Here is a 14,716-nt window from a genome sequence, read left to right on the forward strand (position 1 = left end):
ATGAGCGAGCCTGTTTTGAGCCAGAGAGCGGACAAGTGGCTGCATCATGTGCGCGTGTTCAAGACGCGGACGCTTGCCACGCAGGCTTGCGCGAAGGGCAACGTGCTGGTGGGAGGCCAGACGGTAAAGGCGTCGCGCGAATTGAAGCCGGGCGATGTGCTGGAGGCCGTGCGCGGTGATCTGCGTCTGCGTTTGAAGGTGATCGCGTTTCCAGCGCAGCGGCTCGGACCGCCGCGAGTGGCGGCGTTTTGCGAGGATCTGACGCCGGTGGAGTGGTATCAGAAAGCGAGCGAGCTGCGCCGGGAGCGCGAGTTGGTCTCGCCCCGCGCACATGAGATGATCGCGAAGCCGGACAAGAAACAACTGCGTGAGCTGCGGAAGTTCTGGGAAGAGCAGGGGAGTTGAAACGCGGCGGACTCACTTCTCATCCAGCGCACGGCGGATGCGATACTTGATCGCAAGCTGGTGCGCGGGAGAGTTGGCGAAGGTCATCGCCTTGATGCGCTCGATTTGAAACAGGGCGCTGCTCTGGGTGGCATGGAAGTGGCCGCCGGTATGGGCGATGGCGAGCAGGCGGTTGATGTAATCGAGTTGGAGATTCTGACGCATCGTGCTGACGGGCTTCGCAGGATCGTCGCCGGTGCAGATGGCGGTGGTCAGCGTGGACAGGACTTCATCGACGGTGACTTCGTTGCCATAGAGGGCGCTGTCTTGGAGGCGCTGGAGCGTCAGAGAATGCAGGAGGTGTGCGAGCAGGGAAGCCTGCATGCGGAAGACCATGTCGTGCAGCTTTGGATCTTCGGTCTCGTCGCCATGATCGAAACCGCGGCGCTGCTGCTGGAGGTGCGCGTAAAGTTCCGGCGGTGCGGCCATCGCATCGGGCGCGAAGGCGTATTTGGAGATGGCCAGCAACGCACGGCGTTGCTTCTCGGCCTCGACAGGTTTGAAGGGGGCGACACCCTGCGCCTGGCCTTGCACGGCGCGCTCGACATAGACGCCGCCGACATAACGAGAGATCGCGGTGAGCGAGCCGCTGGCGTCCTTGGTCAGCGTGCCGTAAGCCTGGGCGACCTCCTGCCAGCTTTTGCCGGGATCGGCGACGTCTTTGAGGATGTTCTTCAACTCGGTCTTTACCATTTCGCAGCGTTGTTCGCCGTAGGCGATGGGATCGCTGCTCATGTCAAAGAGCATCGCGCGCGGGTCGATGGCCTTGCCGGTGGCGCGCATGTCGTCGGCGTCGTTGGCAAAGGCCAGTTCCGGCTTGTGCGACTGGCTGGCGATGGCTTCGAGGCGTTTCTGTTCCTCGACGGGATCTTCCAAGGATTCGCTGTAGCCGAAGTTGATGGCCCAGTGGTCATACGGGCCGGGTTTGGTGGTGAAATACTGTCCCTGCTTCACGCCCTTGGGCGCGATGTTCACTGGCGGATAATCCATGACGGAACCGGTGAGGCCGACCTTCTCGGTGATCTCGGCATTGTGGACGTTCACGGTGTCGTGGAGCTGGCTGGAGCGGAAATTGTGGTTCAAACCGAGCGTGTGGCCGACCTCGTGCAGCGCGAGGTAGTAGAGCGATTCTTTGATGAGGCGGTCCACCTCGATGCGGTCGCTCTTTTGCAGGCGCAGCATCGTCTGGCCGAGCTGGATGCCCTGGCGGGCGCAGTTGCAGGCGAGGCAGGCGTGTGGATTGAGGCGGGTCGCGCCTTCGTTTTGCTCGGTGGCGAGGCCGAGGTCGTCGTAGAGCTTCTTCGTGAGCAGGCGCTTCGTGATGTAGCTGTACTCCAGCATGATGTCCGCGCCGAGGATCTGGCCGGTGCGCGGATTGGCAAAGCTGGGGCCGTAGCCGCCGAAGGGCGGGTTCACGCTGCTGGTCCAGCGCAGGACGTTGTGCTCGATGTCGCCTGCATCCCACTTGGCGTCATCGGGCTGCTGTTTGACGACGACGGCGTCTTTGAAGCCTGCGGTTTCAAACGCTTCGTTCCACTTGAGCACGGCGGTGCGGATGGTGTCGCGGAATTCGACGGGCGTGGTGTTTTCGATCCAGAAGACGATGGGCTCCACCGGTTCGCTCAATGCAGTGCCGGGCTTTTGCTTCACGAGGTTCCAGCGGTGAATGACATCGCGATACGGCGCGGCGTCGATGCTGGTCATGTCGGTGATCTGGTGGGTGAAGTAACCGATGCGCTGATCGTCGAGGCGCGGTTTGAAATCGCTCTCCGGCATCGCGATGAGCGTGTGCTGCACCTGCACGGTGATGTAACGCGCGTCGGTGATGTCCTCGTCGTGCTTGCCAGAGGGCGTGGGGTTTTCAAAGACGTACTCGGCGATGACGGCGGTGTTCTTTGGGTAGCCGTTGATGCGCATGATCTTCGTCTTCGGTTCCGAGAGGCGACCGAGCAGGGAACGCTCACCACCCCCGAACTTCACCATCGTCAGCGTCTCGCGCAGGAAGAGATTCGTGGCGGCCACGAGCACGCCGTCCGCGTCCTCGGCCACGATGCTTTCGCTGGCGAGGATGGCCTGGCTGATGTTGGCGTTGCGCGCCTTGGCGAGCGGGTTCTGCGGATCAAAATAGATCGAGGTGTTCTTTTCGACGAACTCGACGCGGTCCCAAACTTTGCGCAGCGAAAAGATCGTCTCCTCGCCGTAGCGACCGCGGTTGTGTCCGGCGGCGACGGGGCCATCGACGCTGTGATTGAAGTAAATGAACTCGGGGCCGAGCTGGCTTTTGGCGATGTAGAGCCAAGGCGCGCCTTTCTCCGTGTCCAGGTACATGCGGAAGAGACCGTCGAGGCGTTGGAAGCCCTTGGTGAAGTCGGCGACGGATTTTTTCTTCGATTTGTTGTCCTCGGCAGGCTTCGCGGCCGTGGCGGGTGCCGGGGCAGGGGATTGCGGGGTTTGAACGGCGGCGGGCGGCTGGGCTGGAGCGGGAGTCGGCGGGTTCGGCGCTGGCTTGCCAGGAACGGGCACGGGTTCCGGCTTTGGCTCCGGTTTTGCAGGTTCAGGCTTGGGTTCTGGTTTCGCCGGATCGCGTTTCGGCTCCGGTTTGGCCGGTTCAGGCTTCGAAGGCTCCGGCTTGGGCTGCGGTTTTGGCTCTGGTGCAGCATGTAGGTTCGCGAGGGTGAATGCGAACGTGAGGGTGGCGAGGAATGAGCGGTTCAGCATGGCTGGAGCGGGAGGTTGATGGGAGATGATAACGGGTAGGAACGTTTCACGCACACATTTCATGGTAAGAATTGTGCAGGCCTTGCGTTTCCGCGCCTGGAACCACCCCTTCCGCCCCCTATGAACGCCTCCTGCTTCCTTTTTGTGTGCCTGATTTTTACCTCTGCCACGCTTCACGCGGCGATGTTGCCTGAGAGTCAGAAGATCGACCAGCTTCTTGCCCAAGGCTGGGAAAAGGCCGGGGTGAAGCCGAATCCGCCAGCCTCGGACGACGTGCTCGTCCGCCGCCTCTATCTCGACATCACAGGCCGCATCCCGACCGTCGAGGAGGCGCAGGCTTATCAGAAGTCGAGCGATCCGCAGAAGCGTGCCAAGCTCATCGACACGCTGCTGGCCTCCGACGGCCACACCAGCCACATGTTCAACTACTGGGCGGACATTCTGCGCCTCTCTGACAACGTGAAAGGCCGTCTCACGGCCGAGGCTTACGAGGAGTGGCTCAAGAAACAGCTCAAGGCGAACACCCCGTATGATCAGTTCGTGAAGAACCTTCTCACCACCGACGGCGGCGTGTGGGACAGCGGCAGCATCGGCTTCTGGCAGCGTGACGAGAACAAGCTCGACCACCTCGCCTACACCGTGCAGGTCTTCCTGGGCACCAGCATCGTCTGCGCGCAGTGCCATGACCACCCTTTCGACAAGTGGACGCAGATGGACTACTACCACATGGCCGCCTTCACCTACGGCATGGACACGAAAGGGAACGGCTTCAACCTCAAGCCTGAGAAACCCAAGCAGCAGTTCGACAAAAAGCTGCTCGCCAGCATGACGCCGAAGGAGCGCCGCGAGTACATCAAGAAGATGCAGGCCGGGCAAAAGGATGCCGCCAAGTCCGACACCGCCGGCGTCAGCCGCGAGGACATGCAGAAGGTCAAACAGGCCATGCAGGATGTGATGAAGCCTCTGCGCTACACCAGCGCCGAGTGGAACGAAGGCAAGCTGCCCACCCTGCCTGCTGATTACAAATACCCGGATGCCAAGCCCGGTGAAAAAGTCACCGCCAAGGTCATGTTTGGCAACGAGGCGGCCGCCAAGCCCGGACAGACCACCTTGCAGGCCTTTGCCGACTGGATGACCAGCCCGGAGAACCCGCGCTTCACCACGGTGATCGCCAACCGCATGTGGAAGAAAGCCTTCGGCATCGGTTTGATCGAACCCGTGGATGAAATGACCGACAGCACCGTAGCCAGCAATCCGGCGCTCATGGACTACCTCGGAGAGCTGATGATCGAGAAGGAATACTCGCTCAAATCCTTCCTGCGCGTGCTTTACAACACCGACACCTACCAGCGTGCCGCCACCACGCAGGAAGTGCCCCTTGGCGAGACTTACCACTTCACGGGCCCCGTGCTCCGCCGCATGAGCGCGGAGCAGGTCTGGGACTCCTTTGTCACCCTGTCCAAAGGCAACGTCGATGACGCCGTCGATGAGGAAAACACCCGCCTGCACCAGTATCTCGACGATTTGTCCATGTTCCTCGGCACCATCAAAGCCAAGGGCGCGGCCGGTTTGATCGAAATCGCCCGGGCCAACGCCGACAAGCTCGCGGCGAACCAGGCAAAGCTCGATGAGATGAAGGCGAAGCTCGCCGCGGTGAAGGACAAGGGAGGGGACACCGCCGCCGAGGCCAAGGAACTCTCGCGTCAGGCCCAGCAGCTCCGCAAGGAGACTGAGCGTGACTTCCTCGTCGCCCTCATCGGCGAGGACCGCGCCAAAGACCTGCGCCAGGGCTACAACGCCAAGCAGCCGGAAAAAACCAAGCGTCCGCAGATCGATCCCAAACAGCTCGCCAGCATGACCAAGGAGCAGCGCCGTGAGTTCTTGAAGAACTACAAAAAAGGCGGCAGCGGCAACAAGGACGTCAGTCTGGCCACCCGCGCCAGCGAGCAGCCCAGCCCGGCGCGTCCTGGCACTTTCCTGCGCACTTTCGGCCAGAGCGACCGCGAACTCATCCAGAACGCCAGCGACGACGCCTCCGTGCCACAAGCGCTCACCCTGCTCAACGGGCCGGTGGCCGACATTCTCAGCAGCCCGGCTTCCAAGCTCAATCAAGACCTCGCCAAGGCCGAATCGGCCGAACAGAAGATCAACACGCTTTATCTGGCCCTCCTCGGCCGCCACCCCAACGCCGCTGAACAAGGCGTGCTCAACGGCGTCATCCAGGAGCGCGGAGACAAGGCCGTGGCGGATGTCACGCACGCGCTGATCACCGGGTCGCAGTTCCTGTTCGTGCAGTAAGCCAAACCCCACACTTCCACCGCCATGAAAGACCTCCTCAACGCCTGCGACGATCAAACTCGCCGCGACTTTGCCAAAAACATCGCCAAGACCTGCCTTGGCGTTTCCGTCATGAGCGCCCTGGCTCCACGCGGCTTCGCCGCACCGTTTGAAGGTGCTTCCAAAGCCAAACAGGCCGCCACCGCCAAGCGCGTGATCTATTTGTACATGTCCGGCGGCATGACGCACCTCGACACCTTCGGTGTCGTGCCCGGCGCGGACACCATGGGCAGCACCAAGGCCATCAAGACCTCCGCCGATGGCGTGCAGATCGGCGAGTACCTGCCTGAAACCGCCAAGATGATGCATCGCGGTGCCATCATCAACTCACTCACCTCCACGCAGGGAGCGCATGCTCAGGGGAATTACTTCCAGCACACCAGCTACACCATGCGCGGTGCCACGCGGCATCCCACGATGGGCGCGTGGCTGCAAAAGTTCCAGGGCAAGGGCAACACCGACCTCCCTGGCTCCGTCATCATCACCAGCGACAGCAAACACCCCGGCGGCGGCTTCTTCGAGGCCGCCTTCCAGCCGCTCATCCTCAACGATCCCGCCAAAGGCCTGCAAAACAGCCACATGCCCGCCAGCCTTAGCGAGAGCGATTTCGACTACCGCCTCGGCCTCTCCGCCAAGCTCGACCAAGGTTTCCGCCAGGCCTACAACTACAACGGCGTCAAAGCCTACGCCGAGGTCTATAAGGACGCCATCAAGGTCATGAAGAGCGAGGATCTCGCAGCCTTCGACCTCAGCCAAGAATCCGAAGAGACGCACGCCGCCTATGGCGACAGCTCTTTCGCACAGGGCTGCATGCTCGCGCGTCGGCTCATCGAACACGGCGTGAAGTTCGTCGAAGTCACCCTCGGTGGCTGGGACATGCACCAGGACATCTACGCCCGTCTGCCGGAACGTGCTGCCGATCTCGACCAAGCCCTCGGTACCCTCCTCGCCGATCTTGATCGTCGTGGCCTGCTGGATGACACGCTCGTCGTCCTCACCTCCGAATTCGGCCGCACGCCCAAGATCAATCAGAACGACGGCCGCGACCATTACCCCAAGGCCTTCAGCTCCGTCCTCTGGGGCGGTGGCATCGCCGGAGGTCAGGTGTATGGCAAGACCGACAAAGGCATCGAAGTCACTGAAAACAAAGTCAGCGTGCCCGACTTCAACGCCACCATCGCCTACGCCCTCGGCCTGCCGCTCGACATGGTGCTCTACTCCTCCACGAAGAGACCCTTCACCGTCACCGACAAAGGACAGCCCATCACGAGCCTGTTTGGTTGATCGCGGGGAAGGGGGACAAGTTGACGACCCGGCAGCACGCTCTGGCCGCCCGGTTACGCAGCGCGGGACTGTTCTGAAGATGTGCCTGCTGTCACGGATCATCACCTGCCTCTTTCCTGCCCCTCTTCGTTCCCACCCTTCAGTTTGCCACTACCCCTCCGCCCGCTCCAGCCGCTCCTTCAGTCGCTTCCAGTCCGGGCAAAGCTGCTGCAACAAAGCCCGGAACTTCGGGCCGTGGTCGGGGTGCTTGAGGTGGCAGATTTCATGAGTGATGACGTAGTCGATGCAGGCGGAGGGCGCTTTGATAAGCTCGGGGTTGAGGTAGATGGTGCCGCTTTTGAGGGCGCTGCCCCAGCGTTTGGGCATGGAGCGCAGGCGGAAGCGGGGCTTGGGCAGCTTGCGCTGCTGGCACCAGCCGATCCACGGGATCAATCGCTTCTCGAACTGCTCCTGAGCATGGCGTCGATACCAACCTTCAAGGGCATCTTTGATCTCGATCTCACCGCCCTTGGGGGTCGTGACGTGCAGATAAGCACCCCGAAGCGCCACCTGTTCGGGCTCACCTTTGGCGAGCTTGAGCCGGTATTGACGGCCCATGTAGTGATGAGTGGCCCCGTTCACATAGCGCAGCGTGGGCCGTGTGGCGTTCATTTCGCGGAAAGTGCGGCGTTGGGTACGTATCCAGGCGGCTCGTTTCTCCACGCGGGGGAGAATGAGTTCGAGTGGGGCGTGGAGAGGTGCCACCAGTTCGAGCGTGCCATCGGGTAGCACGCTGATGGCCAGGGTCTTGCGGTTCGAGCGTTTGAGCTGCGCCGGACCGGCGGGAGTGTCGATGATCTCGGTTCTAGACATCGTCGGTGCGGTGCATGGCGATGCGGATGACGTTTTCGATGATCGCATCCATCTGGACAAAGCTCAGCACGATGCCCTTCTGCTTTTGCAGATCGAAAAGGAAATCATCGAGGTCGTTCCTCATCCGGTTCTGGGCATCCACGTTCTCCCGCCAGCGCACCACGGCGTGTTTGCGGATGATCTTCTCCATCTCGAAGGCGGCTTCGGCCAAAACTTCGTCGGCAGCGGGCTTGCGGGGCGGGAGATCGGCCCCGTAGGCCGGTCCGTCTTCACGGAGGACGCCGTCATCTTCGGTGGTATCGGCCGGGGGCTGGGTATTAATCTGCGTCTTGAGTTCACCAAACAGCGCCCGTGAAAAGTCATTCGCTTGCAGCGCCTCGGGCACATCCTTCACATTGCCGCCGCGCACCTCTTCCATGATGTCGGTCACTTTGGCCAGATACTCGGCTTCGCTGATGCGCTCGGCCTTGTAGTCGTCGATGGCCTGCTGGAGCAGGGCGGAGAGCTTGCGGTAGAAGAACGGGTCTTCCTCCATCTTTTCGGTGATCGTCTTCTTGGTGCGGTTGGCGATGGTGTCAGCCTTGGCGCGGGGAGACTTGGCTTTCTCCACCTCGGCCTCGAAGGCCTCGCGCTCGAAGATGTTCACCGGTTCCACCACTTGGATCACCTCGTCGGCCTGCACATAGGTGTTCAGCATCTTCTGGATCTGCTTCTCGTAGTCGCGGTAGTCGATCTCCTCGGCGTAGCGCAGCTTCACGCTGGCGCGGAGCTTCTGGAAGAAGGCCGCGTCGGTCTTGTAGCGCTGGGCTTGTTCGGTGGGCGTGGCGGTGACCCAGTGGATGCTGGAGGAGGCCATCTTCAGCACGCGGCAAAAGCGCCAGAGGCGGGTGTAGAAGTCCTCGCGCACCTCCTTCTTTTCCAGCGCCAGCTCAAAGGACTCCTCGTCCTTCTTGTTCTTCACTTCCTTGAAAAGGTCCCATAGCACATCATGCAGCGCGGGCAGTTTCTTGATCTCGTCGGCGATGTTCGTCAGCGTGCCTTCGAGGTCTTCCGCGTCGAACTTGCCTTCCAGGCTGCTGTAAAGCTCCAGCGCGTCATGCAACTCGGCTACTACGCCGTAGTAATCAATGATGTAACCGTAGTCCTTGCCAGGGTGCAGGCGGTTCACGCGGGCGATGGCTTGCAGCAGCGTGTGACCGCTCAGGCTGCGGGCGATGTAGAGCACCACGTTGCGTGGCGCATCAAAGCCGGTGAGCAGCTTGTCCACCACGATGAGAATTTCCGGCTCATCGCCCTTCTTGAAGGCATCAATGATGCGCCGGTTGTATTCCTTTTCGGTGCCATACTTCGCCATCATGGCCTTCCAGAAGAGTTCCACGCTCTCGTCCTTCTCGGCGGTTTGATGCTCCTCGGCGTTCTCGATCTCACCGGGGCCGGAGATGATGACTTCCGTCTTCACTTTGCCAAATTGATCAAAGAACCCCTTCAGCAGCAGCGCCTCCTTCTTGCCGGGTGCGGTAAGCTGGCCTTTGAAGCCTGTGCCCTTCCACTGCTTGGAGAAATGCTGGCTCACATCCCAGGCGATCAGGTAAAGGCGGCTGTGCAGGCGGTTCAGCTCGTCACGGGCGGTGAACTTGCGTTTCAGGTCGGCCTTCTGCTCTTTGGTCAGGCCATCACACATGGCCTCAAACATCGTGTCCACGGGTGTTTGGTTTACCTGCTGCACGATGTGACGGCCCTCATAGAGCAGCGGCACCACGGCGTTGTCGTCCACGGCATCGCGGATCGTGTAGGCGGGTTCGATGAAACCGCCAAACTTCGTCGCGGTGCTCTTTTCCTTCTTCATCAGCGGCGTGCCGGTGAAGCCGATGTAGCAGGCATTGGGCAGTGCCTTCTGCATCTGGATGTTCGCGTCGCCGTATTGGCTGCGGTGGCTTTCATCCACGAGGACAAAGAGATCGTCCTTCAGCCGATGCAGCTCACGGGCGGCTTTGGCAGCCGTCTCGAATTTGAAGAGCACCGTGGTGATCACGGCCACGCGTTCATCGCGCAGCAGTTCGATGAGATGCGCCCCGGTCTTGGCCTGCTGAGGGTCTTTGCCGCATTGGTGGAAGGTCTTGGTGATCTGCTCATCGAGGTCGATGCGGTCCGTCACGATGACGATGCGCGGGTTGGGGATGCCTTCATCCATCGCTAGCGCCTTGCCCAGCAGCACCATGGCTAGCGATTTGCCGCTGCCTTGCGTCTGCCAGATGACTCCGCCCTTGCGGCGGCCCTGCACATCCCGCTGCTTCACGCGGTCCAGCGTGGCCTTGATGGCAAAGTACTGCTGGTAGCGGGCCACCTTCTTCACCGCGCCGCCCTCGTCGTAGAGGATGAACTGCCGGGCGAGTTCGATTAGCCGCTCCGGGCGGCAGAGGGACCACAGCAGTTTGTCCTGCTCCGTCGGTTCCCGTTCGTGCATCATCTGTTCTTCAAAGTCCGCCTTGGCGAAGGCAAAGACACCACGGAAGAGCTTCGCGTGCTCCTCAGGTCGCAGTTGGGTGTTCACCACCTGCCGCACCTGCGCGGTCACGTCCTGCATCTCCTTCCACTTCGCCCAGAATTTGAGGGAGGTGCCCGTGGTGGCGTAGCTGCCGTCGTTCTTGTTCAGCGCCAGCGCCAGTTGGCTGTAGAGGAAGAGTTGCGGGATCTCCTCCGGCTGCCAGTTGCGGATGTTCTGGTTCATCGCTTCCTCCAGCGAGTCCTTGGCATCCGGTCGCTTGCACTCGATCACGACAAAGGGGATGCCGTTCACAAAGCACACGATGTCCGGCCTGCGCGTCTCCTTGCTGCCGGTGCGCTCCACCTCAAACTCCGCCGTGACGTGGAAGACGTTATTGCGCGGGTTCTGCCAGTCGATGTAGCGCAGCGTGAAACCTTTGGTTTCTGTGTCGATGGTCTGGTCCAGGCTTTTGCCCAGCGTGAGCAAATCATAGACCTTCTCGCTGGTGCGCACGAGGCCTTCAAAAGGGATGTCCCTCAGCGCTTCGATGCCTTTGGCGATGTTCTCGTCCGTGAAAGGCAGTTCCCGGCCTTTGAAGCTGATCTTGTTCAGGCGTTTGAGTTGCCCGGCCAGCACGTTTTCGAGGATCACTCGGCCAAACTTGCCTTTCCGCTCCACCGCGCATTCCTCCGGCGTCAGGTAGGTGTAACCGAGCTGCTGGAGCAGCCGCAGCGCGGGAATCTGGCTGATGGGGGCTTCTTGGAAGGAGGGGGGCATTAAAAAAGAATGGGTTGCAAACCAAAGCTTGTGGGTTCTACTTAGCGTGTGGCTGGTCACTGCGTAGCGGGGGCTGGCCTTCTTCTTTGGGGAGGACGACAAGCCCCCAGCCCTGATAGCTCCCGTGCGGATTGCGGCGGAACTTTTGCTCCACAATACGGAAGTCTTCCTTGGGTTCCTTGCCGAGCAGGTGCCTGCCGATGGGCGTCACAATGAGGTCCGCGATTTCGAGACCGACCAACCCTGCATCCTTCCCGCGAAGCCGCAGGCCGCTGATGCGATCATCGATCCACGATGCCTGCATGAACTTGGTGCCCTGTACCTTCAGGTTGAGCCATGCCAGATCCATCTCCCGGTCCAGTTCCGGCCCGCGCTTTTCCGCAACGATCCAGCCACCGTCCTTCACCTTTCCTAGATCAAAGCAGAATCGCTCCACCACCACATTCAAGCTTAGAAAGTAAGGGTCGAGCGCCGCAGGACCGTAGCGACTCAGATGCGTCGTCTTGTGAATCCCGCAGGCGATGACCTTGAAGTCTAGGCCTTCGATCAGCTCGTTCAGTCCCTCGTAGAACCGCTGACGGAAAGACCGGTCCTTCAGCTTTTCAAAGCCGTTCCGGTTCCGTGTGATGTCAGCCGTGTGCATCACCAGGGCTGAGGTGCCGAACAGTGATTGCTTAAACGCATCCATGCGCGGCTGCGCCACCTCTTGCACATAGTCGTCATCCATGACCACGCCACCCAGGACAAAGACGGGATACTGGGGATCAATGACCTCAAGGTTGTGATCGCCGGACTCGTCCAGATAGAGTGTCTTCATCGCCATCCTCCTTCGCTCGAGTTGGAAACAAAATACCCGCCAAGTTGCGCATCGTGGAGAGGCGTGGCGGGCGTGTTGTGGAGACAATTCAACATGAACCGTCTCCTTTCAATCTCACATTTCCTTCTTTGATCTTCACCGGTGGCTTGCCCGTCAGCAGCCGCTGGACCAAGCCAAGCTTTAGCGCGTCGAGGACGCATCGCTGGGCGCGCAGGAGGTTGTGGAAAGAACTGAATCATGGCGTTCAGGCGTTCTTCCGGTGGTGATCCAAGGAAGCAGGGTTCGAGACTTTGAGCTGTTCGAGCAACTCGGGGGTCATCGACTCGGGCGTTTCGTCCCATGGCAGCCCCAGCGCATGGAAATAGGGGCGGAAGCCTTCCTTCACGATGCGACTGATCTGCCAGATGAAAGGCTCAGGGTTTTCGCGGACATGAGCCTCTTCCAGGAAGGTGTAATAGGCCAGTCGCACATCCACGGGCAGCACCGCAGGTGGGTAACCGGCCTTCATGAGCTCCAGGTTCATGAGCAGGCGTGAGGTGCGGCCATTGCCATCGACGAAGGGATGGATTTTGACGAAGTCGCTGTGCACACGGGCGGCGCGTTCGACGGGATGCAGGGCCATCGCCTCGGTTTGATACCAGGTGATGAAGTTCTCCATCAGCTCGGGGATCAGGACTTGATCCGGTGGCAGATGCTCCGCGCCGGAGATACGCACGTTCACGGTGCGGTAGCGGCCCGCGTTGTCGTCATCAATGCCTTTGAGGATGAGCTGGTGCAGGGATTTGATCGTCCACTCCGTCAGCGGCTCGTTCTTCTGCACGAGGTCTTCCAGCAGCAGGATGGCGTTCTTGTGGTTCACGGCTTCCAGATGCTCGCGGATGGACTTCCCGCCGATGGTGATGCCCTCTAGCGCCACCTTGGTTTCCTGAAGGGTGAGCGTGTTGCCCTCAATGGCATTGGAATGGTAGGTCCAGCGCACGATGAGGTCTTCCCGCAGATTGCGCACGATGGCCCAGTCCAGCGGACGATGCTGGTCGAGCGTGGCCTTGAGGCGGTCGATGTCGGGGAAGGAGTGCACGATCAGGAATGGGAGTTGGGGGCCAGCTGCCTCCTGATCTTCACAAGGGCGTTCCGGCCTTTGGCATAGCCAAAATCAGGCACCCGCCGCTGAAGTTGCCCGATCACAATGCCAGGATGCCTTTCCATCTCAGCCGCAAATGTTTCGATCTGGCTCATGGCGAACTCCGGTGCGGCGGACTTCACAAACGCTTTGAAGGCTGCTTCCGGTATCAGCCACGACGTGGCCTGGGCATCCGCCCCGTCCTCGTCTTCTCCGTTCTGCTCAATGAATACATAGTCACCTCTCAGGCAGTGGGCCAGTTCGTGCAGCAGGGTGAACCAGAAGTTGTCGATGCGATCATACCGCAACGACATGGCGACCACCGGATGGCCGTGCACCGGCAGGATGGCTCCGTCCAGATAGGTCTTCGGCAGATGTGGCAGCACCAGGAAACCGATGCCCAGTTTTGCCAGGAATCCCGGGACCTGCGCCACGCCGGCTTCAGTGGTCGCCAGTTTCAACAATTTGGGAATGGCCTTCTCCAGCGCGGCCTTGCTGTATTTGGGCAGCTTTTTCACCAGCGGACCGGCCAGGTGCTCCACCCTCTTGGCCCAGGCCACTTTGGCGGACCAGTCTGGTCCCCGATGCTCGGAGGAGCGGAAGCTGATGCTCAGTTCAGCACGGGCGCCGATGGAGCTGATACCCAGGAAGGCGCACACGGCAGACTCTTGTTCATCGATGGGCGATTTTCGCGTAATGCCCAGCCAGCCACGTTTGATCAGTTCAAGGAGCGGCGTGGCGCTGTGGAGCTGGCTGCGCCGTGCCACGTCGTGCGCGGACTTTTGCTGCCTGGCCAGATGCAGGTTGTAGTTCGATTGCAGCGTGGACCAGAAGGCGGCGTCCACGCCGAAGGCTTCGCCGAGTTCAATGGCGGTCTCCGCCGTGATCTGCTTCTTGCCGGTGATGATTTCGCTGATGACTTGGGCTGGGCGGCCCATGACCTCCGCGAGGTCATTCTGCGTCCAGCCGCGCCCATCCAGCTCGCGCTGAATGAGTTGGCCGGGTGGCACTGCGCGTGCCGGGCCTTTCGTTGGCTTGTGCATGGGTTGTTCTCCTGTCTTGTTGTTGTCCGGTTCAGTGATAGTCTTCGATGTCCTTGATCAGCAGGAAGTTGCCTTCCGCATCGCTGAGGATCTCCACGATCAGACGCCACTGCTTGTTCAGCCGCAGGGAGCGCTCGTGTTTGCGCTTTCCCTTGAGCTTCTCGAAGTGCAGCGACTTCAGTCCGTAGAGAGTGCGTTCGTCAGGCGCACTGTCGATGATTGCCATGACTTCAAAAAACGCGGCCGCTGCTCCCGCGTCATACTTGGCGGCACCTTTGTCCTCCTCGTAGAGCTGGAGTAGCTTGCGTGTTTTGAAGGTGAATCTCATCCGGGCTGATTTTCACATTTCACCCTTGGGGTGAAATGGGCTTGAGGTCAAGTGGTTGTTTGCGTTGTCTTCACTCGCAGTTTCCCCGTCAGCAGGCGCTGCATCAGGCCGCGCTTTTGCTGGTCGAGGGCGGTGCGTTGGGTGCGGAGGAGGGTGAGTTGCTGGTCGGCGGTGTCGAAGACTTGGGCGATGGCCTTTTGCTCTTCTTTGCTGGGGAGCCAGATGTGGATGCGGGAGAACTCGTCGTAGCGGAGGCTGCCGCGTCGATCCACGGAGGCGCTGGTGTTGATCTGGTAGAAGTGAATCAGCAACGGGCTCTTCAGCACGCGGAAGAGGTAGCTGTCGTCCACGGCCTCGGTGGTCTTGAAGACGGTGTAGATGGGACTCACGCCCCGTCTCCGCACCCTGGAGGCCGTGTTGATGGAGCTTGATGTAGCTGCCATCGACATGCCGCAGCACGCCCCTGGCTTTCTTGCCGAACCATACCACCAGCGCGTCCCATACCCCGCAG

The 14,716-nt window shown here is 60.6% G+C and carries 10 protein-coding genes and 1 pseudogene; 3 read left to right on the forward strand and 8 right to left on the reverse strand.

Annotated elements, in window-relative coordinates; all coding sequences use genetic code 11:
• Positions 1–405, forward strand: coding sequence for an RNA-binding S4 domain-containing protein (locus ACILSI_RS21120; protein ID WP_395723901.1), 405 nt, complete (start codon positions 1–3; stop codon positions 403–405).
• A 12-nt stretch (positions 406–417) separates the two neighbouring features.
• Here ACILSI_RS21120 and ACILSI_RS21125 read toward each other — a convergent pair whose 3' ends face one another.
• Complete coding sequence (locus ACILSI_RS21125) at positions 418–3,162, reverse strand: zinc-dependent metalloprotease (RefSeq protein ID WP_395723902.1); 2,745 nt, start codon at positions 3,160–3,162, stop codon at positions 418–420.
• A gap of 120 nt (positions 3,163–3,282) precedes the next feature.
• Between ACILSI_RS21125 and ACILSI_RS21130 the strand changes: the two genes are divergently transcribed.
• Positions 3,283–5,460, forward strand: coding sequence for a DUF1549 domain-containing protein (locus ACILSI_RS21130; RefSeq protein ID WP_395723903.1), 2,178 nt, complete (start codon positions 3,283–3,285; stop codon positions 5,458–5,460).
• A gap of 24 nt (positions 5,461–5,484) precedes the next feature.
• A complete protein-coding gene (locus ACILSI_RS21135) occupies positions 5,485–6,783 on the forward strand; it encodes a DUF1501 domain-containing protein (protein WP_395723904.1) in 1,299 nt (432 codons plus the stop codon).
• A 150-nt stretch (positions 6,784–6,933) separates the two neighbouring features.
• Here ACILSI_RS21135 and ACILSI_RS21140 read toward each other — a convergent pair whose 3' ends face one another.
• From ACILSI_RS21140 to ACILSI_RS21170, 7 genes and pseudogenes are all read right to left on the reverse strand, one after another.
• A complete protein-coding gene (locus ACILSI_RS21140; RefSeq protein WP_395723905.1) occupies positions 6,934–7,635 on the reverse strand; it encodes a M48 family metallopeptidase in 702 nt (233 codons plus the stop codon).
• Positions 7,628–10,897, reverse strand: a complete 3,270-nt coding sequence (locus tag ACILSI_RS21145; protein WP_395723906.1) for a type I restriction endonuclease subunit R — start codon at positions 10,895–10,897, stop codon at positions 7,628–7,630. Before ACILSI_RS21145 ends, ACILSI_RS21140 begins: the two co-directional genes overlap by 8 nt.
• Before the next feature lie 37 nt (positions 10,898–10,934).
• Entirely contained in the window at positions 10,935–11,714 is a 780-nt protein-coding gene (locus tag ACILSI_RS21150; RefSeq protein WP_395723907.1) for a DUF3800 domain-containing protein, read from the reverse strand.
• Between the two features lie 343 nt (positions 11,715–12,057).
• Positions 12,058–12,792: pseudogene (locus ACILSI_RS21155) on the reverse strand (Fic family protein); the annotation flags it as partial.
• 2 nt (positions 12,793–12,794) lie between these two features.
• Complete coding sequence (locus ACILSI_RS21160) at positions 12,795–13,877, reverse strand: HigA family addiction module antitoxin (protein WP_395723908.1); 1,083 nt, start codon at positions 13,875–13,877, stop codon at positions 12,795–12,797.
• A 31-nt stretch (positions 13,878–13,908) separates the two neighbouring features.
• On the reverse strand, positions 13,909–14,205 hold the full coding sequence (locus ACILSI_RS21165; protein WP_395723909.1) for a type II toxin-antitoxin system RelE/ParE family toxin: 297 nt from the start codon (positions 14,203–14,205) through the stop codon (positions 13,909–13,911).
• Between the two features lie 47 nt (positions 14,206–14,252).
• A complete protein-coding gene (locus tag ACILSI_RS21170; RefSeq protein WP_395723910.1) occupies positions 14,253–14,594 on the reverse strand; it encodes a restriction endonuclease subunit S in 342 nt (113 codons plus the stop codon).
• Positions 14,595–14,716: the final 122 nt, after the last annotated feature.

Origin of the sequence: Prosthecobacter sp. (assembly GCF_044232965.1) — a bacterium.
GTDB lineage: Bacteria > Verrucomicrobiota > Verrucomicrobiia > Verrucomicrobiales > Verrucomicrobiaceae > Prosthecobacter.

Coding starts and splice junctions, on each gene's coding strand:
- ACILSI_RS21135 (WP_395723904.1), top strand. CDS start 5,485: ATGAAAGACCTCCTCAACGCCTGCGACGATCAAACTCGCCGCGACTTT.
- ACILSI_RS21130 (WP_395723903.1), top strand. CDS start 3,283: ATGAACGCCTCCTGCTTCCTTTTTGTGTGCCTGATTTTTACCTCTGCC.
- ACILSI_RS21125 (WP_395723902.1), bottom strand. CDS start 3,162: ATGCTGAACCGCTCATTCCTCGCCACCCTCACGTTCGCATTCACCCTC.
- ACILSI_RS21145 (WP_395723906.1), bottom strand. CDS start 10,897: ATGCCCCCCTCCTTCCAAGAAGCCCCCATCAGCCAGATTCCCGCGCTG.
- ACILSI_RS21160 (WP_395723908.1), bottom strand. CDS start 13,877: ATGCACAAGCCAACGAAAGGCCCGGCACGCGCAGTGCCACCCGGCCAA.
- ACILSI_RS21140 (WP_395723905.1), bottom strand. CDS start 7,635: ATGTCTAGAACCGAGATCATCGACACTCCCGCCGGTCCGGCGCAGCTC.
- ACILSI_RS21120 (WP_395723901.1), top strand. CDS start 1: ATGAGCGAGCCTGTTTTGAGCCAGAGAGCGGACAAGTGGCTGCATCAT.
- ACILSI_RS21165 (WP_395723909.1), bottom strand. CDS start 14,205: ATGAGATTCACCTTCAAAACACGCAAGCTACTCCAGCTCTACGAGGAG.
- ACILSI_RS21150 (WP_395723907.1), bottom strand. CDS start 11,714: ATGAAGACACTCTATCTGGACGAGTCCGGCGATCACAACCTTGAGGTC.